The following is a 23,010-nucleotide window of genomic DNA, read 5'->3' on the forward strand; positions in this document are numbered from 1 at the left end:
GTGCTGAGCTCGACACCGGCCCATTTTACCGGAGGCTTACTGCGACAAAGCCCGCGCACGCTGCGCGGCCACTACGGGCTGGAACGGCCGGGCGTCTCCGCGCGCTGACGCGGCGGCGTCCCGGCCGTGACGCTTGCCCGATCAATCCAGCGTGATGCCTTCGCGCTGGATCACCGCCGTCCAACTGCCTTCTTCCTTCTCCACGCGCTTCGCGAAGTTGGCCGGATCGATCATGACGACATCGCCTTGCTGGGCCAGCGCTGTCTTCGCCTTGCCGTCGTCAAGGAGCCCTTGCGTGACCGAGTGGAGCTTCTGGACAATCTGCGGCGGCGTGCCCGCCGGCGCCAGCATCCCGATCCAGAACGTCACGTTAAAGGGCGAGATACCAAGCTCTTCGAGCGTCGGCACATCCGGCAACTGCGCCATTCGCTTCGAGGCACTGACGGCGATGGGCTTCAGTTTCCCTGCCTTGATCTGGGGCAGCGCCGTCCAGGTGTCGAAGGCAGTATCCAGTTCGCCGCTGATCACGGCCAGTTGCGCCTGCGCAGCTGACTTGTACGGGATGTGAGTGGTCTTGATCTTCGCCCTGTTGTTGAGCATGGCGAAGCTGAGATGGGCGATATTGCCTGGCCCGGCCGAGCCATAGCTGACCTTACCGGGATTCTGCGTCGCGTAGCGTACGAGATCCGGTACCGAACCGACCGCGTTCTTCTGCGACCAGTCCGGATTCGTGACGAGGATGAATGGCGCCTCAAGGACCAGGGTGACTGGCGTGAAGTCCTTCGGCGAGTAATTGCCTTTCTTGTAGATTTGAGGGTTGATAGTGATGCTGCTGGAGTTGGTGACCAGCAAGGTATACCCGTCGGGCGCTGCCCTGGCAGCCTCGGCGACACCGATCAGTCCATTTGCTCCCGCCTTGTTTTCCACGACCACGGGCTGGCCCAGGGACTTGGTCAGGCGCTCCGAAACCACGCGTGCCACGGTATCGGTGAACGACCCGGCCGGGAAGGGAACGATCATCCGGATAGGCTTGTTAGGCCACCCAGCATTCTGCGCCGCGGCCGGCGCGGCCATTGTCGCGGCCAGGACAGCCGTCGCGGCTGCCACCATGCCGAATTTGCTGCCTTTTGCGCGTGCCTGGCAGTGCAGCATCCATGTCGGTTTGCTCATGTCGTCTCCGTATCGTCGTAATGGTGTTCTGAATCCTTGCCGGGCCTATGGCATTTCCTTCGCGTGTTTTGGCTTCGCCACCGTGCCAGTGATGCCCTGTCGCTCCAGGTTTGCGATCTGGTCCGGGCTCAGTCCAAGCATGCGGGTCAACACTGCCTCAGTGTGTTCGCCCAGGGTCGGCGCGACGTTTCGGATGGGCGCGGGATGTGGTCCGGTCCGAAACCAGGCAGTGCTCGCCGTGTACGTGCCGATGTGGGAGCGCTCGACTTCACGCCAGAATCCCCGCGCGTGCAGATGGGTGTCCTGCAGCACCTGCGACATGGGTCGGACCACGCCGGCGCCGATCCCAGCCTGTTGCAGCAGCCGCATCGCCTCTTCAGGATCCCGGGCCAGGCACCAGGACCTGATCGTCTCGTCGATCCTCTCCTCCTCGGCGCGCCGCCCCGATGCCTGCGCCAGCTGCGGATCGGCCGCGAGGTCTTCCCTGCCGATCGCTCGGCACAGGGCGGGCCAATGCGCATCGGTAACCGAAAGCACGATCCACGCATCATCGCCTGCACAGCGGAAGCAGCCATGTGGGAAGTGCATCGGATGCCGATTGCCCTGCCGCGGCGAAACGGCACCGGTGATGGATTGCTCCAGGATGAACGGCGCGGCCATTGGCAACATGGCCTCCACCTGTGACAGGTTGATGTGCCGCCCCTGGCCCGTCGCTTTCTGGGCAAACAGCGCCAGCAGCATCGCCGCGGCTGCATTCAAGCCGCCGATCGGGTCGCCGTAGGCGTACGACGTCATGGCCGGCGGGCCATCGGGGTGCCCCGTATACAGCGGCAGCCCGCTGGCTTGCTCGAGCGTGCCGCCGTAGGCGCGGGTATTGCTCCACGCATTGCCGAGCCCAAATGCCGGCATCGACAGCATGACCACCCGTTCGTTTCTGGCGCGCAGTGCCTCGTAGTCCAGGCCCAGCTTTGGCAAGACCTCTGCAGAATAGTTTTCGATGACCGCGTCCGCGCCCTCGACCAACTGCAGCAGCAACTGCTTGCCTTCGGGGTGCGTCAGGTCCAGGGTGATGCCCAGCTTGTTGCGGTTCATCAGGTTGAAATTCGAATTCTTCTCATACAGCCTTTCCCGATAGAACGCTTCCGTGAAATTCGCGCCGCGCCACCAGTCCGGATAGCCGGTACTTTCGACCTTGATGATTTCCGCTCCGAAATCGGCCAGCGTCCTGGCCGCAAGTGGTCCCGCCCAGCCCATTGTCAGGTCGACGACGCGAATGCCTTGCAAGGGCAAGCGCTCTTCAGGCGTTCGCCTGAGCTTCAGACGGGGGCGATGTTCCAGTCCGGAGGTCCGATAGTGCAGATCGTGCATCCCCTTTGCCGGCGCAGCCCCGCCCGGCAGCGGTCCCGCCGCATCTAGCCGTAGCGGCACGACGGGGCCTTCGAAGGAAACGCCGCCCGCGACGACCGGGACGAAGGCACCGCGCTGGCGATGCACTTCCTGGCCAAGCAATGTCTCCATGGTCGGCACGATGACAGCCGGATGCTTCTTGTCGCCCAGGATCTCGAACCACTGCTGGGCCGTGCGCGTAAGGAACGCAGGAATGAGCAACGCGTCGATCTCGTCCGCGCGGCTCATCCGCTCCTGGCCATTCGCGTAGTGAGGATCGCTGCCAAGCTCGGGACGTCCGATGGCCTCGCACAAGCCCTTCCACTGTGGCAGCGTGTGCGTAAAGATGCCGATCCACCCATCGGCAGTCCGATAAATGCCGGCCGGATGCGTGCCGCAGAACCGGTTGACGCCAAGACGCCGGAGCGGATGGCGCTTGTCCTGCACCATGCCAGCCTCCATCTCGACAACGCTGAAGACCGACTCGTGGGCACTCAGCACATAGCGGCGGCTGCCCTGGGCGCTTCCGATCAGCGCTGCAACGGCGGCCGAGAATGCGCTCAGCCCGACCACGATCGCCGACTGCACGTCGTGCGGCATGTGTGGCGGACCGTCTGCCGGGCCACTCGCGTGCACGGCGCCGGCAAGGCCGCGGCACACCGCCTCGGCGCCAGCGTAATGGCTGTACGGCCCGCTCTCGCCGAACCAGGTGAGGGCCACCTCGATCGGCTCGTGCGCGTGCGTTTCATCGGCCGCACCCTGCCAGATCGGCGTACCGAGAATGCCCGGGCCTTCGGTCAGTGCGCGGGCATCCAGCACGATGTCGCACGTCCGCGCGAGCTGAGCCAGCCACGCGCCGTCATCGGCGTTCCCGTCATCTGCGGTGACGCTGCGCTTGTTCGTGTTCAGCCAGGCAAAGAGCGCGCTTTCCGGCTGCGCGCCTCCCGCGGCACCCGCGGCGCTGAGCATGGGCGGCATCTGCCGCCATGCGTCGCCAGCCGGGTTTTCCACCTTGATGACCTCGGCGCCGAAATCGGAAAACAGCTTGCCCGCGTACGCCAGCGACGGCCCGCTGCCGACCTCGAGCACGCGCAACCCGCCCAGCGCCAGTTGCGCCGGGTCAATACCATGCTTGATCATGGAAACCTCTTGGCTCTGTGTATGGACTCGTCAGGTACTGCGATTACCACGCATCGATGAATCCGCGGCGCTCCCTGCGGCGGCGCACGTCTGCGGACGCGATGCCCTGTGCGATCCATTTCCGTGTCTGAGCGGGGTCGATCACGGCGTCGATCTCAACGGCAGCCGCCGTGTTGATCGCGTGGCCGCGCTCATAGGACTGGGCGACCAGCCTTTCGAACAGCGCCTTGCGCTCGGGGCCATCCGGAACGGCCTCAAGCTCCTTTTTGAAGCCCAGCCTGACTGCGCCTTCCAAGCCCATCGGGCCGAACTCACCGGTCGGCCAGGATACGGTGAAGCTTGCCGAGCGGAAGCCACCGCCCGCCATGGCCATGGCGCCAAGGCCGTAGCCCTTGCGCAGCGTCACCGCCAGCAAGGCGACACGCAGCTTGGCCGCCGTCAGGAACATGCGCGACACGTGCCGCACCTGTGCGCGAGCCTCGACGTCTGGCCCCACCATGAACCCTGGGGTGTCGATCAGCGAGATGATCGGCAGCCCGTGCGCATCGCACAACTGCATGAAGCGGGACGCCTTGTCCGCGGCATCCGTATCGATGGCACCCCCAAGGTGATACGGGTTATTGGCCATGATGCCGACGGGCTGCCCTTCGACGCGGGCCAATGCGGTGTGAATGCCCGCGCCGAAGCCGCTGCGCAGCATCAGCACGCTGCCGACGTCGGCGATACCCTCGACGGCCTTGCGGGTGTCGTACACACGCAACCGGTTCTCGGGAACGACATGGCGCAGCGGCAATGCGTCCGGCGCGCTCCAGTGCGCCACACGCCCCTGAAACATGGACAGATAGTGCCTGGCTGCCTGCACGGCTTCCGCCTCGTTGTCGACCAGGACATCGACCACGCCATTGGCAGACTGCACCGATGCCGGCCCGACTTCTTCGGGGCTGAAGATGCCAAGGCCACCCCCTTCGATCATGGCCGGTCCCGCCATGCCGATGTTGGCCGATTTGTCGGCAATGATGACGTCGCAACAGCCGAGGAAGGCCGCGTTGCCGGCAAAGCAGCGCCCCGAGACAATGCCTACCACCGGCACGTTGCCGCTCAGCTCGGCAAACGCGGCGAACGACGGCTGGTATAGCCCGGACACCGAAGGGAAGTCGACGTCGCCGGGCCGCCCGCCACCGCCTTCCGCAAACAGCACCAGGGGCAGCTCGTCGCGCAGCGCGACCTCCACGATGCGGTCGGTCTTGATATGGTTGCGCTTGCCCTGCGTTCCGGCCAGCACCGTGGCATCGTAGGCCATCACCGTGCTACGTGCCCGCTCTTTGCCTACCAGTTCACCATTGATATTGCCGATGCCGGTGATCAGGCCGTCCGCAGGGGTGTTGACAATGAGGTCCTGCTGGCTGCGGCGCGACGCCTGTGCGGCCAGCGCCAGCGCGCCGTACTCGACGAAGGTATCCGGATCGCACAGGTCGGCGACGTTTTCGCGCGCCGTGCGCTGCCCGCGCGAGCGGCGCCTTGCAACGGCATCGGGGCGCGCGGCGTCATCCAGGTAGGCATGCCGGTCTAGCACGCGCTGCAGGTCCGCGCGGATCGCATTGGGATTGACCTGCTGGGCGGCAGCCACGGAGATGCCATCGGCCTCCAGCTGCTCCAGCACGATCAGGATCTGGTTTTCGGATGCCAGCGCGCCCGGCTCCAGCCTCAGGTCGACCACGCGGCCGCCACATTCCGCAGCGATGGCGTGTTCCATCTTCATGGCATCGAGCACCGCGACCGTCTGCCCCGGCTTGACGATATCGTCCAGGCGGACGGCAATCTCTACCAGCCGGCCGGTCAGCGGCGCGCGGATCGCCACCAGCCCTTCGCCGATTTCCTCTTCGGGGTCAGGCTGGCGCGGCGTGAGCGCCTGCGATGGACGGGCCGCGCCGCCCAGCAGTGCCTCCTGCGCACGTCCGGCTTGCGCAATGGCCTCCGCCGATGTGGTCAGCTCCTGCACGATCGCTTCGAAGTGCCGGGTATGTACGTCCTGGGAGAGGAAGTCGTCGCGCTGCACGAGCGCGCGCAGCAGGTTCAGGTTGGTCGGCACGCCGGCGATGCGGAATTCCGCCAGGCTGCGCTGCAGGCGCCGCACTGCGGCATCGAACTTGGGTGTTGCGCTGCTGACGATCAGCTTCGCCAGCAAGGTGTCGAAATTGGGCGACGGTTCATAGCCGGTGTAGCCGTGCGAATCGACGCGGACGTCGGGGCCCGAGGGCGGGTCGAAGCGCTCAAGGCGGCCTTGTGCCGGACGTGCAAGGCCTTGTGCGTCGGTCATCTCCGCGTTGATGCGCACCTGGATGGCGTATCCCCTGGGTTGGGGCGGCGCAGCGGGATCCAGGCCGAGATCGGCGAGGGTCCGCCCCGCGGCAAGCCCGATCTGCAGCGCGACGAGATCGACGCCTGTGACCTGCTCGGTGATGGTGTGCTCGACCTGCAAGCGGGGATTGGCCTCGATGAAGACAAAGTCCTTCTGCTCGCCGGCTTCGGTTTCCTCGACCAGGAACTCGAAGGTGCCCAGGCTCTCGTAGTTGACGCGGCGCGCCAGCCTGAGCGCCGCCTTGATGATCTGCTCGCGCAGCTGGGGCTTGAGCACCGGGCTGGGCGCGATTTCCACCAGCTTCTGGAAGCGCCGCTGCAAGGTGCAGTCGCGCTCGCCGAGGGCAATGACATGGGCCCCGTCACCGGCTACCTGCACTTCGATATGGCGCGCCCGGCCAACCAGCCGCTCGGCGTACAGCGCATCGATGCCAAACGCCGAACTCGCCTCGGACCTGCAGCGCGCATAGGCTTCCGCCAGGTCCTCGCGACGCCGGACCACGCGCATGCCGCGGCCGCCGCCGCCGCCGACAGCCTTGATCACTACGCCGGCGCCGCCTTGCTTGTCGAAGAAGCTGGTGATTTCGTCGAGCGACGCGCCGCCACGTGTCGCCGGCATGACCGCAACATCGCTGTCGGCCGCCAGCTCAAGCGCTCGCCCCTTGTCGCCGAACAGCGCAAGGTGCTCGACGGTAGGGCCGATAAAGCGGATGCCGGCGTCATGACAGGCCTGGGCAAAATCAGCGCGTTCGCTGAGGAAGCCATAGCCGGGATGGATCGCATCGCAACCGGATGCTTTCGCCGCGGCAATGATGCCTGCAATGTCGATGTACGCAGCCGGGCCGGCGCCGTCGAGGGCAACTGCCTCATCGGCCAGGATCCGGTGCAATGCGCCCACGTCGTCTTGCGAGTAGACCGCGACGGTCCCGATATCGAGATCGCGTGCGGCGCGCAGGACGCGCAGCGCAATCTCCCCTCGATTGGCAATCAACAGCTTCTTCAATGCAGTCTCCTCGATTCTATTTCGATGTCAGTGCCGGGCACGCACGCGCTGGATCAGCGGCCCGCTCAAGGCCGGACGCCAAACCGGCTGATGCCGGCTTCGCGCAGCGGTGCCGCCAGGTTGGCGAATTCGCACAGCAGCGTGCGGGTATCTCGCGGGTCGATGATGTCTTCGATGACAAAAGCTTCAGCGCTGCGGAACGGTGAAGTCAGGCTGCGCACGCGCTGCTCGATCTCGGCACGCTTCTGCACCGGATCGTCGGCCCCTTCGATCTCGGCCTTGTAGGCGACGTCGAGGCCGCCTTCGATCGGCAATGCCCCCCAGTTGGCGGATGGCCAGGCATAGCGGAAGTTGAACCGCCCCATGTGCTGGTGGCCGGCTGCCGATACGCCGTAGGCACGGCGCAGGATGACCGAGCACCACGGCACCGTGGCCTGGTAGAGCGCCGCCAGCGCGCGCACGCCGTAGCGCATGATCCCTGCCTTCTCGGCCTCCAGGCCGACCTGGAACCCAGGCGTGTCGACCAGGTTGATCACGGGCAGGTGGAAGGTCTGGGCCATATCGACGAAGCGCGTGAATTTCTCGGCGCTGGCACTGTCCCAGCTGCCGCCATGGAAGGACGGATCGCTGGCGATTACCGCCACCGGCCAGCCATCCAGGCGGGCCAATGCGGTGACGATGGCGCATCCCCAGTGCATGCCGATCTCGAAGAAGGAATCGGCATCCACCAGCGCCTGCACGATGGGCCGGATCTTGTAGTCGGCACGGCTATCCCGTGGAATCGCCGACAGCAGCCATTCGTCGCGGCGTGCCGGGTCGTCGTTGGGCTCGAGCCGCGGCGGCAGTTCAAAAACGGAAGCCGGCAGATAGGACAAGAATTGGCGCGCGCGCGCAAAGGCCTCTTGCTCGGTGCCGACCTCATCGTCCACCACGCCGTTGCGGGTGTGGATCTGACTGCCGCCAAGCTCGTTCTTGCTCAGTTCCTCGCCGACGCGGGCCACCACCGATGGCGGGCCCTCGTTGAACAGTTGCGAGGTTTCCTTGACCATCACCGAATAGTGGCTGGCGGCCACGCGTGCCGCCCCCATGCCCGCCACGGATCCCAATGCCAGTGACACCACCGGCACCACGGACATGTTCTCCACCACGTGTTGCCAGACCTTCATGGTGGGGATCAGGGTATGGCCCTTGATCTCGATATTGCGCACCGAACCGCCGCCGCCGGTGCCGTCGACCAGCCGGATCATCGGCAGCCGCAGGTCGTGCGCCATCTTTTCGGCGTGGATCAGCTTGTCGCCCACTGCGCCTTCATTGGCGCCGCCGCGCACGGTGAAGTCGTCCCCCACCAGAACAGCCGGCCGCCCGCCGACCTGTGCGCGGCCCATCACCAGGTTCGACGGAAGCAGGTCCACCAGCCGCCCGTTGCTGTCATAGCGGCCGCTGCCGCTCAGTCCTCCTACCTCGTGAAACGAACCGGGGTCGGCAATCGCATCGATGCGCTCGCGCACCGTTAGCTTGCCGGCCGCCTTGTGGCGTTCCACCTTGCCTTCGCCGCCCATCCGGGCGGCAAGCCGCCGTCGGTAGGCAAGTTCGTCGATTTCGGGCTGCCAGCTCACTGTCCTGTCTCCTGTGTCTTCGGCGGTGCATGTGCCGACAACACTCCGCAGGAGGCGTGCCAGCCGCAAAACCCGCCCTTAGTTATTGATTTCATTGAACAATTCCCTCCCTGTCGCTATGATGTCCTCAATAACTACATAAACGTGTCCGCACCAGCGGCACGTACGGAGACACCGGTGTCCTCAATGACGACACAACAGGACCGCTTGGAGAGGACAGCGTTGGGCGTCCTGGTTTGTTCGCGCACTGGCGCCCGGCTGGCGGCGATCGGGGTCTGTGCCGACCCCGCCGTTGCCGACGCGGCGTTCGCTGCATGTGCGCGCGCCGCGGATCCGAGCCCCGGTCGCAAGCTGTTCCCCGTCGAGCTCGGTGCGCAGCGATACATCGGCGCGTGCCTGGAGGACAGCGAGCATCAGCTGATCCTTGTGCACCGCGCCGACACACAGGCCGTCCTGCTCGACTTCCTCGGCACGGTGCCTTTCGCCGGCGCGATCCTCGACTACTTCCTGAACGACCCTTATCAGGCCATCACCGTGGTCGACAAGGATGGACGGGTGCGCTTCATCAGCCCTGTGCACGAGAAATTCCTTGGCCTGGAGACCGGTGCCGGCATCGGCCGACCGGCAGCGGACGTCATCCCGAACTCGCGGCTGCCGCAGGTGGTGGCCAGCGGGAAGGCCGAGATCGGGCAGTTGCAACAGCTGGACGGCGCCACGCGCGTGGTCAACCGCATGCCGATCCGCCAGGGTGGCAAAGTGGTCGGCGCCATCGGCCAGGTCATGTTCAAGGGGCCGGAAGCCCTTGGGCGCATGCACAAGGAGCTGGTTGAATTGCGCTCGGAAGTGGCGCGTTACCAGCGTGAGTTCGACGGCCTGCGCGAGCGGCAATCGACGTTCGGCCTGATCGGCGAAAGCGCGCCGATGCAGCGCCTGCGCCGGGAAATCCAGACCGTGGCGCGCCTTGACGTGCCGGTGCTGATCCTGGGCGAAAGCGGCACCGGCAAAGAACTGGTGGCCCGCGCCATCCACGGTGCCGGACACGCGCAGGTAAGCGGACGACCGCTGGTCAGCCTCAACCTCGCTGCCCTGCCCGCCACGCTGGTCGAGTCGGAACTGTTCGGCCATGCGCCCGGCGCCTTCACCGGTAGCCAGCGCCAAGGGCAGGCGGGCAAGCTCGAACTGGCAGCCGGCGGCACGGTCTTCCTCGACGAGGTCGCCGACATCCCGTTGGAGATGCAGGTCAAGCTGCTCCGCGTGCTGGAGGACCACATGGTCGAGCGCCTTGGCAGCCGCCGTGCGCAGCGCGTCGACTTCCGCCTGGTCTCGGCAACCAATCGCGACATGCCCGAGTTGATCGACGCCGGGCGTTTCCGCCTCGACTTGTACTACCGCCTCAGCGGGGTGGTGCTGCGCATCCCTGCCTTGCGCCAGCGGCGCGAGGACATCCCTGCGCTGCTGCAGCATTTCGTCGACGCCTTCTGCGCGCGCAACGCCATGCCAGCGCCAGGCATCGACCACGAGGTGGCGCGCTACCTGGCCGGGCAGCCATGGCCCGGCAATGTGCGCCAGCTGCGCCAGCGCATCGAGGAAGCGCTAGTCTTCTGCGATGGCCGTACGCTGCGCGTGGCGGACTTTGCACGGGGCGAATCCGCGCGCGGGCTATCGAGCCTGGAAAGCCAGGCCCCAGTGCATGCGCCGGAACAATCGTATCCGCACGAGATCTCCGCAGCGGACGACCTGCCATCTTCCTCTGCCGCACCCCAACCATCGGGCGAGCCCGCCGCGGGCATGAAAGAACTTGCCTATGCCGCGGTGATGGACGCCGTCGCGCGCCATGGCGGCAACAAGAAACGCGCGGCCGAGCAACTGCGGATTTCCCGCTCGCACCTGTACAAGATCCTGGAACGCGGGCCGCACGCATCGCGATCGAAATAAGCGCGGCACCTGCATATCGGTATGACTGTCGGCTACGTCGCTGACGACCTCGCTCAGCCGCTGCGCCAGGGGCGCATCCTCGAGCTGCGTCAGACCCAGGCTGTGGTCCAGGACACCACCAGCGGCGGCCACTGATCCTGCCCTACGCCGCCGTGCTCGCCGAGCCCACTATCGCTGCGCAGCAACCACCGCACGCTTCACCGCCAGCACCACCCCGTGGCGCAGCGTACGGACTTCCTGGTCGGCGATACCGTCAGCTTCACCGACCAGCACCTGCGCGAACTCATCGGCACCTGAGGTGTTCTGTCTAGAGCGGACACGTCTGGTTCATGGCGCGGCGGCGTGAGCGGCGTTGTTGTTGCAGATCGCTATTTCCGCTAATGGCGGTCACTATTTCCCCTACTGTGGGAATCTGAACACTGTTACCCACCTTTGCGCTGTCGCTTGCCAATCGCGCGAAGCACAGCGGTGAGGTTGAGGGAAGTGCGTAGCGTGAATGCCGGCAGCGTATTGAGTCTATGGCCGGGGACTTCGCAAACAGGCGTATGCGGATCTAGCCAGTCCCGGCATTGCCCTGCAGGCGCAGCCCGCTGTCAGCCACGTGCAAGTCAAAGCTGATGCATTGGCTACGTTCCGGGCATTCTCGGATGCATGGCGTGCACAATTTGGCGAACTCGTGTACCAGAACACGCTGTCGGACCTGTCCTCGCCGTGAACTACCGACAACGAACTCCCGCCTTGACGCGATAAGCTGCCAGCAAAGCGTGCACCGGCCGACCACCAGCACGCCGCACATCCGTGCGGCATCGCGGGGCCGTGGACGCCACGGTCCACCACAGTCTATTGCTTCGATCGCTCGATCAGCCGCACGCAGGCATGGATGGTGGCCAGATAGTAGTAGAAGGCCCAGCTCAGCCAAATGGAAGCGTCATAGTCTGTCTTTTGCTCCTTGTTATGGTGCCGGATGCCAAAATTGTTCGCGAGATTGAAGAGATCGGCTTCGTCCTTGGAAAGCAGGACGGCCTTCGCCTCGCCCCGCAGGAATTCAAGTACGTCGGCCAGGTCCCGAACCGCATCTCTTCGCTCGGACAAGGCCCTGCGCCGGTACTTTAGCTTTGCGGCTTCGACCCTTTCACGAATGTTGCTCGCGTCGGCATGCGGCAGTTCCGCGGCGAGGATTGGGCGAACTCGTCAAAATAACCCTTCAGAACCGCGCGCCAAGGACAGCAGTACAGCGAACAACGGTCACTCGTAGCACGAGATACGAACGACCGCGAAGTCGCGAGCGGCCGTCCCCTCCGCAAGCGGAAGGAATCGCTTCTCAGGCAAGCCGGCCGTTCGAAATGATGCAATTGAATGGATGCGGCACGCCGATAGCTGTCCAGGGCCGAGGAACGGCTAGCCGATTTGGACGGGCACACCTGTGGAGGTGTCAGGGATCAAAGGTGTCTTACGCCCAGAGTCGCCGCAGCAGGTTGTATCGATCGCCCGCGATAGCCACCATGGCAAGCAACAACCATTGCCATGGACCTGCGACGATGCGCAATCACTCCGAACAAGCCTCGCCCGCCCTACCACCCCATCTGCCTTGCCCGAGAACCGAGGGCTATGCCGGCGTGCCCCAATTTCTGACGAAGGCTCCCCTCCCCTTTCGACGCACCATCCGTCGCCATGAGTTGCACCAGATCGTGCCCTTGGCCGACACCACGATCTATGAGTTGGAACAGCGCGGCGAATTCCCGCGCCGCTTCCGGCTTACTGTCCGCTGCGTCGTCTGGGATCTGGACGAGGTCGAAGCCTGGATCGAGGCACGCAAACAGGCCTCGCGCGCCAATGGCGAGGATAAGGCTTCCGGCCCGGACGTCCGGCAGCGGAAAAGCCGCCCCGTCCGAGCCGCCAGCGCCGCACGCTGACCCTCATCTCTTCCTCAGCCTGCTCGCCCCGCGATCCGCGCGAGCGCCTGCTCCAACTGCAAGCGATCGGCCTGCCGCTTCACCTCCGAACGTATTGTGCAGCTTGCGCCGTACGCCCGGCAGGTCCAGAGCATGATGCTGGTCGATCAACCCGAAGTCCGGCTGCTCGGCCTCTACCGAACGCAGGAACAACTGGGGGAGGTTCGTCCAGCCAGGCCGCGACCCGTTCCAGCAAACGTGCGCGGCTCTGCAGCAGTTGCTCGACGCTCACCGGCTCGGACGTCATTCCGCGGAAGTGCGTGTTGAACGTCGCCTCGAAGTCTGCAGGCTCCCTGGGTGCCAGCATCTCCCAAGCCGGCTTGGGACTGCAGGTCAGGTAGACGAGGAAGGTCCGCCACAGCGTCCCGTCCGCCCTCTCGTCCTCGAGCAGCAGGCTGACATCGAACAGGTCGCGAGGATGCTGGCGCGACAACGCAGCAGCCAGCTTGCCTGCATAGAGGTCGGCAAAGTCGAGCACCTGCACGGAAGCGAATCCGAACGCCTCCTCTACTTTGGGCCTGACCACCCCATCTCCCGTACCGGATGGACGGTGCCACGCATCACCGGTGTGGTCTCGATCTGCACGCGCGCCCGGCCACGGCTGACCACCAGGCATGTCGCCAGGCGCCCGCCCTCGCCCGCTGACAACTGCACCTGTAGTTGCCACGGCCGCGCGCGCAGCACGTGGGCCAGTTGCGCTAGTGCCCCATCGATCAGCGGCATGCCCGGATATGAGGGCCATAGGAACCACCCTCACAGCGCCGCGCTCAGCACCGGCACCGACACGTTCTCGGGCATCAGCGTCGGCGCGTGCGTCCGTCCATCGATCCAGGCATCGACCATGTCGGCCCACTCCTGCAGCATGTGGCGCCGCTGGTCTGCGTACTCGGCCTTGTTGTAGACCGAGCGCGAGGAACGGCCCTCCTCGTGCGCCAGGCACTTCTCGATCCAGTCGCGGTTGAAGCCGACCTCATTCAGCAGCGTCGAGCCGGTACGGCGCAGGTCGTGGACGGTGAACGGCTCCAGCGCCAGGCCTGCGGCCTTTGCGCGCTCGGCCACAACGTGCGTGACCCGGTTCAAAGTCGCCTTCGACATGCAGCGGTCGGCGTCGTAGCGCGACGGCAAGACGAACTTGGAGCCGGCTGCGCAGGTGTGTAGTGCCACGAAGATGTCGAGCGCCTGGCGCGATAGATAGACGACATGCGGGTTGCGCCCCTTCATCCGCTGCTTCGGAATCGTCCAGGTCGCGTTCTCGAAATCGACCTCGTTCCAGGTCGCCTCGATCAGCTCACTCTTGCGCACCAACGTCAGTAGGATCAGACGCAGCGCCAGCCGGATCGTCGGATAGGTGGCCACGGACTCCACCTGCCTCGCCATCAGCCGGATCTCCAGCGGCGACAGGGCACGATCCTTCGGCACGAAGGTCGCAATAGAGGCCGCACCCACGTCGTCAGCCGGGTTGTCCACCTTCTCGCCGTGCAGGATGGCGAAGGCATAGACCTGTTTCACGATGTCGCGGATGTGCACCGCGGTGGCGGGTGCACCACGCGCCTTCACCTTGTTGCACAAGGCACGCAGGTCGTCGGCGGTGATTTCGTTGAGCAGCCGGTTCTGGAAGGCCGGCAGGATGTCCCGATCGACGATGCTCTTGCGCATCGCCCGTGTGCTGTCTGCCATCCGGGCGTCGGCGAGCCACCGGGCAGTCATGTCGCCGAAGCTCTTGGCGGCCGTCAGCCGGCGCTTCTCGCGCTGCTAGTCAGGAGACCTGCTGATGCCCGAAAAGCCGCAGAAACTCAGCTTACCGAGGAGATTTTATTACCGTCAAAGACCGATTTGGTCTGGATAGTAAACGGGAGGACCTTAATCCGGCCTCTGGGTTCTACCGCCACTTCTACCGCCAACTTGCTCCGCTGGCCGGCGATAGTTACCGATAGCTACCATGACGTATCTCTTTGTAAATCAACACGTTACAGCAGCATTTCGATAGTGGCCGATAGTCCCCGAAGAACCCGATTTCACTCCCACTCAATCGTCGCCGGCGGTTTCCCCGACACGTCATACACAACCCGGTTCAGGCCACGTACTTCGTTAATGATCCGGTTCGAGCAACGGCCCAGCAGCGCATACGGCAGGTGTGCCCAGTGCGCGGTCATGAAGTCGGTAGTCTGCACGGCGCGCAGCGCGACGACGTAGTCGTAGGTGCGGCCGTCGCCCATCACGCCCACGGACTTGACCGGCAGGAACACGGCGAAAGCCTGGCTGGTCAGGTCATACCAGCTCTTGCCGACCTGGTCCGGCTCGCACAGCCCCGCGGCGGCGTCCTGTTCGCTGGCGATGGTCTTGCGCAGTTCTTCGATGAAGATGGCATCGGCGCGGCGCAGCAGGTCGGCGTATTCACGCTTGACTTCGCCCAGGATGCGCACGCCCAGGCCCGGGCCCGGGAACGGGTGGCGGTAGACCATTTCCGGCGGCAGGCCAAGTTCCACGCCCAGCTCGCGCACTTCGTCTTTGAACAGGTCGCGCAGCGGCTCGAGCAGCTTCAGGCCCAGCGTTTCCGGCAGGCCACCGACGTTGTGGTGGCTCTTGATGGTGGTGGCCTTCTTGGTCTTGGTGCCGCCCGATTCCACCACGTCCGGGTAGATCGTGCCCTGCGCCAGCCACTTGGCGTTAGACAGCTTCTTGGCCTCGGCCTGGAACACTTCGACAAACTCGCGGCCGATGATCTTGCGCTTCTGCTCGGGATCGGTCACGCCGGCGAGGTGGCCGAGGAATTGTTCCGAGGCATCGATATGCACGACCTTGGCGTGCAAGCGGCCGGCAAACATCTCCATCACCATCTTGCCCTCGTCCTGGCGCAGCAGGCCGTGGTCGACGAAGACGCAGGTGAGCTGGTCGCCGATGGCGCGGTGGATCAGCGCCGCGGCCACGGACGAATCAACGCCGCCCGACAGGCCCAGGATCACTTCCTCATCGCCTACTTGCTCGCGGATCTTGGCGACGGCTTCCTCGATGTGGTCGCGCATGACCCAGTCAGGCTTGCAGCCGGCGATGCCGAGCACGAAGCGCTCCAGCATCTGGCGGCCCTTGACGGTATGCGTGACCTCGGGGTGGAACTGCACGGCGTAGTAGTGGCGCGCCTCGTCGGCCATGCCGGCGATCGGGCAGCTCGGCGTGGAGGCCATCAGCTTGAAGCCCGGCGGCAGGCCGGTGACCTTGTCGCCGTGGCTCATCCAGACCTTGAGCATGCCGTGGCCTTCCGGCGTGCGGAAATCCTCGATGTCCTTGAGCAGCTCGGTATGGCCGTGGGCACGCATCTCGGCATAGCCGAATTCGCGCTGGTCGCTCCACTCCACCTTGCCGCCCAGCTGCACGGCCATGGTCTGCATGCCGTAGCAGATGCCCAGCACCGGCACGCCCAGGTCCCACACGGCCTGCGGCGCGCGCAGCTGTTGGTCCTCATAGGTGCTGGCGTGGCTGCCCGACAGGATGATGGCCTTGGGGGCGTACTCGCGCACGAACGCGTCGGAGACGTCGTTCGGGTGGATCTCGCAGTAGACGTGCGCCTCGCGGACGCGGCGGGCGATCAGCTGCGTGACCTGCGAGCCGAAATCAAGAATGAGGATTTTGTCGTGCATGATGGGCCGATGGCGTGTCTTCCGGGATGGGCTCGGTCACGACTTCCGTGCCGGGGCCATAGCCCGGCGGCGGCGTGATGACCGGCTCGCGCCGGTATTCTGGGGTATTCGTTTGGCGCGCCGCGGGGGCGACGCCGGATTCCTTGCGGACTTCCTTCTTGTGTTCCTGTTCCTGCAGTGCGCGCTCGGCCTTCAGCTGCCTTTCGTGGTTGCGCACACGCCTGGAAGCGGGAATTTGCACCAGCGCAAAAAACGCCAGCACCACTGCCATCACCGGCAGCCAGATCTTGCCCGCGCCTACCAGAGGCAGTTCCATGAACACCATCCAGGCAATGATCAGCACTGCGCTGGCCAGGTTCACATAGCCGGCCGTGCGCGCCACTGGCACCGTCAGCTGGCCGTTGAACGTTGCCTGCCACAGCAGCACGGCCAGGCCGACCAGCGCCACGCCCAGCAGCTGCCCGAACAGGGCGGGTTGCGGCTGCGGCAACTGCAGCGCCGCATACAGCGTGGTGAACGGGGACAGCAACAGCAGGATGCCCAGCAGCAAATCCACCAGGGCATCAAAAAACAGCACGGCTCGCAGCAATACCTTCATTGGCGCTCCTCGTCATGGGCCCGGCCGATGGTGCGGCCGGCTGGTGTGGCCCACATTCAGGCAACACCGGCTTGGCGAGCGGCCGGGCCGGATGGCATTCCGGTCAGGCGAAGGCGCCGCCCGCGGCAATGCGCCCTCGCCCCGACGATCTTGCGGCCGCGCACCGCCGCGAGGCGACGGGCGCAGCCGCGCGTCAGTCGATATGGTAGTTCGGCGCTTCCTTGGTGATCTGCACGTCGTGCACGTGCGATTCACGCATGCCGGCTGCCGTGATCTGGACGAACTGGGCGCTCTCGTGCCAGTCGGCAATCGACTTGCTGCCGCAATAGCCCATCGAGGACCGTACGCCACCGGTCAGCTGGTGGATGATCGCCATCACCGAGCCCTTGTACGGCACGCGCCCTTCAATACCTTCCGGCACCAGCTTGTCGACGTTGGCGGTGTTGTCTTCCTGGAAGTAGCGGTCTGCCGCGCCATCCTTCATCGCACCCACCGAACCCATGCCGCGGTAGCTCTTGAACGAACGGCCCTGGAACAGGAACGTTTCGCCCGGCGCTTCCTCGGTACCCGAGAACATGCCGCCCATCATCACGGTGTGGGCGCCGGCCGCCAGGGCCTTGGCCACATCGCCGGAGTAGCGCACGCCGCCGTCAGCGATCAGCGGCACGCCGGTGCCCTTGAGGGCCTCGGCCACGTTGGAAACCGCCGTGATCTGGGGCACGCCCACGCCGGCAACGATACGGGTGGTACAGATCGAGCCCGGGCCGATGCCGACCTTGACGCCGTCGGCGCCATGCTCGACCAGCGCACGCGCGGCATCGCCGGTGGCGATATTGCCGCCAACCACCTGCACCTGCGGGAAGTTCTGCTTGACCCAGCGGACGCGGTCCAGCACCCCCTGGCTGTGACCGTGCGCCGTATCCACCACAATCACATCGACGCCGGCCTTGACCAGCAGTTCGACGCGCTCGTCGTTGTCCGGGCCCACGCCGACCGCGGCGCCTACGCGCAGCTGGCCGTGGTCGTCCTTGCTGGCCAGCGGATTGTCCACTGCCTTCTGGATGTCCTTCACCGTGATCAGGCCGCGCAGCTCGAAGGCCTGGTTGACCACCAGCACGCGCTCAAGGCGGTGGCGGTTCATCAGGCGCTTGGCTTCTTCCAGCGTCGCGCCTTCGGCCACGGTCACCAGCTTTTCGCGGGGCGTCATCTTGGCGCGCACCGGGGCGTCGAGCTCTTCCTCGAAGCGCAGGTCGCGGTTGGTGATGATGCCGACCACGGCCTTGCCTTCCAGCACCGGGAAGCCGGAAATGCCGTGTTGCTGCGACAGCGCGATCACATCGCGGACCTTCATTTCCGGCGAAATGGTGATCGGATCACGCAGCACGCCCGATTCATAGCGCTTCACGCGCGCAACTTCGCGGGCCTGGTCGGCGGGCTTCAGGTTCTTGTGGACGATGCCGATACCGCCGGCCTGCGCCATGGAAATCGCCAGGCGGGCTTCCGTCACTGTGTCCATCGCCGCGGATACGAGCGGGATGTTCAGTTCAATGGAGCGGGTCAGGCTGGTGCGGAGGGAGACATCCCGGGGAAGGACGGCCGAATAGGCCGGGACGAGCAGCACATCATCGAATGTGAGTGCTTTCTGGACAAGACGCATAGCAAATCCTCTAGGCGCAAAACCGAATTATACAGGAATGCGCGCTTTGCTGATGCACTGCAATGGGCTTCAGAACCCGTTCCACAATGAAGAAGGGGCGCGAAGGCTGCTGCCGGGCCGCAGGGCTAGGCGTGGCCGACGCGGCGTGGTCATTCCACGCAATCCAGCCGCAACAACGCCATGCGGCCCGGCAGCAGCCTTCCCTTCGGGTTCAAGCCAGGCGCGGCGCATGCGTTGTTACGGGCCTTGACCTTGGAATCACCAAGGCCGGCGGCCCGCGCCTAGCCTGCGCCGCGCCTGGCTTGAACGCGCTCCCTTCTTCATTGTGGAACGGGTTCTCCAAGCGGTCTGCTATGCTCGTCGTCCTTTTAATCGGGCGAAGCGAAGTATGGGAATCGGCGTATTGTGCGGGCTGCTGGCAGGCGCCTTCTGGGGCATGGTCTTTATCGCCCCCAAGCTGCTGCCCGTGTTCTCGCCGTGGGAGCTGGCCATCGGCCGCTACCTGGCCTACGGGCTGGTCGCCTTCGTGGCCGCGCTGCCGCTGATGACGCGCATCGCGCGCAAGCTGACCCGGGCCGACTGCGTGGCGCTGCTGCGCCAGGCCTTCACCGGCAACCTGCTCTACTACGTGCTGCTGGCCTTCGGCGTGCAGCTCGCCGGGGTGGGTCCCACCTCCCTGATTATCGGCATCCTGCCGATCTCGGTCACCATCATGGGCCGGCGCGACCAAGGCGCCGTGCCGCTGTCGCGGCTGATGTGGCCGCTGCTGGTGGTGGCCGCCGGCATCGCCTGCATCAATATCGACCTGTTCGGGGGCGGCCAGAGCGCCCACGCGGCGGCAGCCGGTGCGGCAGTCCGGCCGGTCTGGCAGAAGCTGGCCGGGGTTTGCTGCGCGGCCGGCGCGCTGGTCTGCTGGACGCTCTACGCGGTCGATAACGCACGCTACCTGCAGCGCAACCCGCACTACAGCGGCAATGAATGGTCGGCGCTGTACGGGTTGTCGACCGGCGCGGTGTCGGCGGTGCTGGCCGTGATCGGCTGGCTGCTGGCGGGCGACACGCTGACCGCGGGCGACAGCGGCCGTGACTGGCAGTGGTTCTGGATGGTCAATGCCGCGGTGGCGCTGGGCGCGTCGCTGATCGGCAACAACCTGTGGAATATTGCCAGCCGGCGGCTGCCGCTGACACTGTCGGGCCAGATGATCGTGTTCGAGACACTGTTCGCGCTGGCCTACGGCTTTGTCTTCGACCACCGCTGGCCGCGGCCGCTGGAAATCGCCGCCATTGTGTTGCTGATGGTCGGCGTGGCCTGGTCGGTGCGCTTGCACGCCACCGGCAAGTCTGCGTAGACTAGCGAACGATGGCGCGGGGGTCACACGCGCCACGAACAACAGCTTTACCAGGGTCAAACCGGCGCTACGCACCTGATACCAGGCGGGCGCCAAGCCATCGCCGCGGCTGTCCTGCCGCGGCATCGCCATGCGCGCAGCCGGCGGCCCAGCACGATTCCAACCGTTACTTCCGAGTCACTTTAAGACGCCTCGCCATGAAACGATCGTCCGCGCTGTGCCTGCTTGCCGCCGCCACTCTCGCCGTTCCCGTCCAGGCCCTTGCCTACTGGCAATGGCGCGACGCCAACGGCCGCATGGTCTATAGCGACGTGCCGCCGTCGGCTGCAGCAGCCAGGGTGCTGCGCGCCCCGGGCCGCTTTGCCGGCGAGTTCCAGCCGGTGGAAGCCGCCAATGCCACGGCGCCCGCCCCTGCTGCCCCGGCTCCGGCCAAAGCCTCGGCCAAGCCCGCCGCGGCCCCGGCGCCGACGGCCGAAGAAGCCTTCCAGAAACGCCGCGAGGCCAGCCTGAAAGCCGCCACCGAAGAGGCCCGCAAGGAAAGCGAGGCGGCCGAGCGCGAGGCCCGCTGCGCCCAGCTGCGCAACTACGCCAACGGCCTGCAGCAAGGCATGCGCGCCGCGGTGGCGGGTCCGGACGGCTCGCTGCAGCACCTGAACAGCGACCAGCGCCAGGTCGAGATGCTCAAGACCAACGCCAGCCTCGAGAAGAACTGCAGCTGAAGTCAAAGAAAAACGGGGCGCATCGGCCCCGTTTGCATGCCTGGCAAGCTCGGCTCAACTGCTGCCGCGCAACCACTTCTGGCCTTCGCGCGTGCCGCCGGCGCGCTGCTTCTGCACCCGCTTGCGGCGTGCCTGCTTGGGATCGGCGGTCAAAGGCCGGTAAACCTCCACGCGATCGCCTTCGCGCACCACCGTCTCCGGCGTCTTGAGCTTGCCGAAGATGCCCACCCGCATGGTCGACGGGTCCACCTCCGGACAGGCCTGCTGCAGCCCAGAGCCGACAATGGCCGCGGCAATCGTGGTGCCGGCAGGCACGTCGATCTCCTTCAGGAAGACGGTATCGGGCCGCGCATAGCAGACCGCGATATGCACCGTCCCCGCTCCGGCGTCAGTTGGCGTCATAGACCACCTCGGCCCGCTTGACGAAGGCGTCGACAAAGGTATTGGCAATCATGCTGAAGACCGGGCCGATGATTTTTTCCAGAAACAGGCTGGAAAACTCATAGTGCAGATGGAATTCGATCTTGCAGGCGTCTTCGCGCAGTGGCGTAAAGCGCCACGCGCCGTTGAAGGTCTTGAACGGCCCGTCGGCAAAGGTCATGTCGATGCGCGTGGGGCGTTCCTGCGTATTGCGGGTGTGGAAGAACTGCTGGATCCCTTTGAAGTGGATATGGATCTTGGCGTCGAGCATGGTATCGGTCTGCTCGAACACCTCCACGCCACCGCACCATGGAAGGAACTTGGGATAGTCCTCCACGCGCGTGACCAGGTCGTACATCTGCGCGGCGGAGTGGCCGAGCAGTACGGATTTATGGACGTCTGCCATGTATGGGGAAATCTGGCTTGCGGCCATGCCGCACGCTATGCGCGGCAGGCATGCGCCTGTGCCGGGGCTGGTTTGCTAGAATTCGGATTTTAGCCGACACGCGCGCCCCGCGGCATCCTGTCATGTGGCGCTGCAGCGAAACGGCTGAATTCCACCCTACCGCACCCCACCCGCACGCATGACCATTGCAGATAACAAAAAGGCCTTCTTCGATTACTTCATCGAGGAGCGCTATGAGGCCGGGATCGTGCTGGAAGGCTGGGAGGTCAAGGCAATCCGCGCCGGGCGGGTGCAGATCAAGGAGGGCTACGTGGTCGTGCGCGACGCCGAGATGTTCCTGATCGGCGCCCATATCAGCCCGCTGCAAAGCGCCTCCACCCACGTCAATCCCGACCCGGTGCGCACCCGCAAACTGCTGCTCAAGGCCGACGAGATCAAGAAGCTGATCGGCAAGGTCGAGCAGCGCGGCTACACGCTGGTCCCGCTGAACCTGCACTACACGCGCGGCCGCGTCAAATGCGAGATCGGCCTGGCCAAGGGCAAGAAGCAGTTCGACAAGCGCGAGACCGAGAAACAGCGCGACTGGCAGCGCGAGAAGGCCCGCATCATGAAGGGCGACGCCAAGGACTGAGCCCCGGCGCCGCGCTGCCGCGGCGTGTCCGTCAGTCCCTTCAGGCAGCCTTCTGCTGCCCCTTCACGATCTGCAGGGCGGACGCGATCATGCTGCTCATCTCGCCCATATTGCCCGGCACGATCAGCGTATTGCCCTGCTTGGCCAGGTTGCCGAACGCGGCCACGTATTCCTCGGCCACCTTCAGGTTGACCGCGTCCATGCCACCTTCGGTGCGGATCGCACTGCCGACCTTCTGGATCGCCTGCGCATTGGCTTCGGCCACCGCCAGGATCGCGCTCGCCTCGCCCTGCGCCCTGTTGATGGCGGCCTGCCGCTCGCCCTCTGACTTCTGGATCGCCGCCTCGCGCGCGCCCGTGGCCAGGTTGATCTGCTCCTGGCGCTTGCCCTCCGACGCGGCGATCAGCGCGCGCTTTTCGCGCTCGGCGGTGATCTGCGCCTGCATCGCGTGCAGGATCTCCTTGGGCGGGGTCAGGTCCTTGATCTCGTAGCGCAGCACCTTGACGCCCCAGTTGGCGGCAGCCTCATCCAGCGCGTTGACCACGCTGTGGTTGATGAACTCGCGCTCCTCGAAGGTCTTGTCGAGCTCCAGCTTGCCGATCACCGAGCGCAGCGTGGTCTGCGACAGCTGCGTGATCGCCACCACGAAATTGCTCGATCCATACGATGCCTTCATCGGGTCCGTGACCTGGAAGTACAGCACGCCATCGACCTGCAGCTGCGTGTTGTCCTTGGTGATGCAGACCTGGCTGGGTACGTCCAGCGGGATTTCCTTGAGCACGTGCTTGTAGGCGACGCGGTCGACGAACGGCACCACGATCGACAGCCCCGGCGTCAGCGTCGCATGGTAGCGGCCCAGGCGCTCGAGCACCCAGGCATGCTGCTGCGGCACGATCTTGATGCCCTTGGCAACCAGCACGATGACGGCAATGAGGATGATCAGCGGCAGCAAACCAAGCTGAAATGCGAGCATGTAACGACCCTCCAGACAGAAGACAGCAGTACGGAGCCGCCAGGCGGCGGCAGGCGGATCGCA

The 23,010-nt window shown here is 65.3% G+C and carries 18 protein-coding genes and 1 pseudogene; 5 read left to right on the forward strand and 14 right to left on the reverse strand.

The features are described 5' to 3' along the window. Window positions 1–141: 141 nt before the first annotated feature. From ACW4E8_RS05570 to ACW4E8_RS05585, 4 genes are all read right to left on the reverse strand, one after another. Entirely contained in the window at window positions 142–1,170 is a 1,029-nt protein-coding gene (locus tag ACW4E8_RS05570) for a tripartite tricarboxylate transporter substrate binding protein (protein WP_456803603.1), read from the reverse strand. A gap of 45 nt (window positions 1,171–1,215) precedes the next feature. Next, window positions 1,216–3,696, reverse strand: coding sequence for a CoA transferase (locus ACW4E8_RS05575; protein WP_456803604.1), 2,481 nt, complete (start codon window positions 3,694–3,696; stop codon window positions 1,216–1,218). A 43-nt stretch (window positions 3,697–3,739) separates the two neighbouring features. Further along, complete coding sequence (locus tag ACW4E8_RS05580; RefSeq protein ID WP_456803605.1) at window positions 3,740–7,057, reverse strand: carboxyl transferase domain-containing protein; 3,318 nt, start codon at window positions 7,055–7,057, stop codon at window positions 3,740–3,742. A gap of 65 nt (window positions 7,058–7,122) precedes the next feature. Continuing rightward, window positions 7,123–8,673: an acyl-CoA carboxylase subunit beta gene (locus ACW4E8_RS05585; protein ID WP_456803606.1), complete on the reverse strand. Its 1,551-nt coding sequence runs from the start codon at window positions 8,671–8,673 to the stop codon at window positions 7,123–7,125. 186 nt (window positions 8,674–8,859) lie between these two features. Between ACW4E8_RS05585 and ACW4E8_RS05590 the strand changes: the two genes are divergently transcribed. Then, complete coding sequence (locus ACW4E8_RS05590) at window positions 8,860–10,608, forward strand: sigma-54 interaction domain-containing protein (protein ID WP_456803607.1); 1,749 nt, start codon at window positions 8,860–8,862, stop codon at window positions 10,606–10,608. A gap of 840 nt (window positions 10,609–11,448) precedes the next feature. Here ACW4E8_RS05590 and ACW4E8_RS05595 read toward each other — a convergent pair. Further along, entirely contained in the window at window positions 11,449–11,700 is a 252-nt protein-coding gene (locus ACW4E8_RS05595) for a hypothetical protein (protein ID WP_456803608.1), read from the reverse strand. Window positions 11,701–12,146: 446 nt separating this feature from the next. On the opposite strand from ACW4E8_RS05595, the gene ACW4E8_RS05600 reads away from it, so the two are divergent. Next, window positions 12,147–12,521 carry a helix-turn-helix transcriptional regulator gene (locus ACW4E8_RS05600; RefSeq protein WP_456803781.1) on the forward strand — a complete coding sequence of 125 codons (375 nt, stop codon included), beginning with the start codon at window positions 12,147–12,149 and terminating at the stop codon, window positions 12,519–12,521. Window positions 12,522–12,600: 79 nt separating this feature from the next. On the opposite strand, the gene ACW4E8_RS05605 is transcribed toward ACW4E8_RS05600, so the two are convergent. From ACW4E8_RS05605 to guaB, 6 genes and pseudogenes are all read right to left on the reverse strand, one after another. Next, window positions 12,601–13,044, reverse strand: a complete 444-nt coding sequence (locus ACW4E8_RS05605; protein WP_456803609.1) for a nucleotidyl transferase AbiEii/AbiGii toxin family protein — start codon at window positions 13,042–13,044, stop codon at window positions 12,601–12,603. Between the two features lie 23 nt (window positions 13,045–13,067). Continuing rightward, window positions 13,068–13,283, reverse strand: a complete 216-nt coding sequence (locus ACW4E8_RS05610) for a hypothetical protein (protein ID WP_456803610.1) — start codon at window positions 13,281–13,283, stop codon at window positions 13,068–13,070. A 30-nt stretch (window positions 13,284–13,313) separates the two neighbouring features. After that, window positions 13,314–14,312, reverse strand: a pseudogene (locus ACW4E8_RS05615) (tyrosine-type recombinase/integrase); the annotation flags it as partial. A gap of 263 nt (window positions 14,313–14,575) precedes the next feature. Next, window positions 14,576–16,195, reverse strand: coding sequence for a glutamine-hydrolyzing GMP synthase (gene guaA / locus ACW4E8_RS05620; protein ID WP_456803611.1), 1,620 nt, complete (start codon window positions 16,193–16,195; stop codon window positions 14,576–14,578). Beyond that, window positions 16,170–16,793: a hypothetical protein gene (locus ACW4E8_RS05625; protein ID WP_456803612.1), complete on the reverse strand. Its 624-nt coding sequence runs from the start codon at window positions 16,791–16,793 to the stop codon at window positions 16,170–16,172. Before ACW4E8_RS05625 ends, guaA begins: the two co-directional genes overlap by 26 nt. Before the next feature lie 193 nt (window positions 16,794–16,986). Then, the gene (gene guaB / locus ACW4E8_RS05630) at window positions 16,987–18,450 is read right to left on the reverse strand and encodes an IMP dehydrogenase (protein WP_456803613.1); all 1,464 of its coding nucleotides are present in this window, start codon (window positions 18,448–18,450) and stop codon (window positions 16,987–16,989) included. Window positions 18,451–18,838: 388 nt separating this feature from the next. Between guaB and ACW4E8_RS05635 the strand changes: the two genes are divergently transcribed. Beyond that, window positions 18,839–19,798, forward strand: a complete 960-nt coding sequence (locus ACW4E8_RS05635; RefSeq protein WP_456803614.1) for a DMT family transporter — start codon at window positions 18,839–18,841, stop codon at window positions 19,796–19,798. A gap of 197 nt (window positions 19,799–19,995) precedes the next feature. Next, the gene (locus ACW4E8_RS05640; protein WP_456803615.1) at window positions 19,996–20,517 is read left to right on the forward strand and encodes a DUF4124 domain-containing protein; all 522 of its coding nucleotides are present in this window, start codon (window positions 19,996–19,998) and stop codon (window positions 20,515–20,517) included. 54 nt (window positions 20,518–20,571) lie between these two features. Here ACW4E8_RS05640 and ACW4E8_RS05645 read toward each other — a convergent pair whose 3' ends face one another. Together ACW4E8_RS05645 and ACW4E8_RS05650 are read right to left on the reverse strand one after the other, a co-directional pair. Beyond that, complete coding sequence (locus ACW4E8_RS05645; RefSeq protein WP_456803616.1) at window positions 20,572–20,919, reverse strand: RnfH family protein; 348 nt, start codon at window positions 20,917–20,919, stop codon at window positions 20,572–20,574. Then, complete coding sequence (locus tag ACW4E8_RS05650; protein WP_456803617.1) at window positions 20,906–21,343, reverse strand: type II toxin-antitoxin system RatA family toxin; 438 nt, start codon at window positions 21,341–21,343, stop codon at window positions 20,906–20,908. Before ACW4E8_RS05650 ends, ACW4E8_RS05645 begins: the two co-directional genes overlap by 14 nt. A 178-nt stretch (window positions 21,344–21,521) precedes the next feature. Between ACW4E8_RS05650 and smpB the strand changes: the two genes are divergently transcribed. After that, entirely contained in the window at window positions 21,522–21,974 is a 453-nt protein-coding gene (gene smpB, locus ACW4E8_RS05655; RefSeq protein ID WP_010809581.1) for an SsrA-binding protein SmpB, read from the forward strand. Window positions 21,975–22,014: 40 nt separating this feature from the next. Here smpB and ACW4E8_RS05660 read toward each other — a convergent pair whose 3' ends face one another. Beyond that, a complete protein-coding gene (locus ACW4E8_RS05660) occupies window positions 22,015–22,947 on the reverse strand; it encodes an SPFH domain-containing protein (protein ID WP_456803618.1) in 933 nt (310 codons plus the stop codon). Window positions 22,948–23,010 lie beyond the last annotated feature (63 nt).

The organism is Cupriavidus sp. CP313 (assembly GCF_054072015.1).

Excerpts from the sequence above, each read along its gene's own strand:
- ACW4E8_RS05570 (WP_456803603.1), bottom strand. The coding sequence starts at position 1,170 with ATGAGCAAACCGACATGGATGCTGCACTGCCAGGCACGCGCAAAAGGC.
- ACW4E8_RS05575 (WP_456803604.1), bottom strand. The coding sequence starts at position 3,696 with ATGATCAAGCATGGTATTGACCCGGCGCAACTGGCGCTGGGCGGGTTG.
- ACW4E8_RS05590 (WP_456803607.1), top strand. The coding sequence starts at position 8,860 with ATGACGACACAACAGGACCGCTTGGAGAGGACAGCGTTGGGCGTCCTG.
- ACW4E8_RS05600 (WP_456803781.1), top strand. The coding sequence starts at position 12,147 with ATGCGCAATCACTCCGAACAAGCCTCGCCCGCCCTACCACCCCATCTG.
- ACW4E8_RS05610 (WP_456803610.1), bottom strand. The coding sequence starts at position 13,283 with ATGCCGCTGATCGATGGGGCACTAGCGCAACTGGCCCACGTGCTGCGC.
- guaA (WP_456803611.1), bottom strand. The coding sequence starts at position 16,195 with ATGCACGACAAAATCCTCATTCTTGATTTCGGCTCGCAGGTCACGCAG.
- ACW4E8_RS05625 (WP_456803612.1), bottom strand. The coding sequence starts at position 16,793 with ATGAAGGTATTGCTGCGAGCCGTGCTGTTTTTTGATGCCCTGGTGGAT.
- guaB (WP_456803613.1), bottom strand. The coding sequence starts at position 18,450 with ATGCGTCTTGTCCAGAAAGCACTCACATTCGATGATGTGCTGCTCGTC.
- ACW4E8_RS05635 (WP_456803614.1), top strand. The coding sequence starts at position 18,839 with ATGGGAATCGGCGTATTGTGCGGGCTGCTGGCAGGCGCCTTCTGGGGC.
- ACW4E8_RS05640 (WP_456803615.1), top strand. The coding sequence starts at position 19,996 with ATGAAACGATCGTCCGCGCTGTGCCTGCTTGCCGCCGCCACTCTCGCC.
- ACW4E8_RS05645 (WP_456803616.1), bottom strand. The coding sequence starts at position 20,919 with ATGACGCCAACTGACGCCGGAGCGGGGACGGTGCATATCGCGGTCTGC.
- ACW4E8_RS05650 (WP_456803617.1), bottom strand. The coding sequence starts at position 21,343 with ATGGCAGACGTCCATAAATCCGTACTGCTCGGCCACTCCGCCGCGCAG.
- smpB (WP_010809581.1), top strand. The coding sequence starts at position 21,522 with ATGACCATTGCAGATAACAAAAAGGCCTTCTTCGATTACTTCATCGAG.
- ACW4E8_RS05660 (WP_456803618.1), bottom strand. The coding sequence starts at position 22,947 with ATGCTCGCATTTCAGCTTGGTTTGCTGCCGCTGATCATCCTCATTGCC.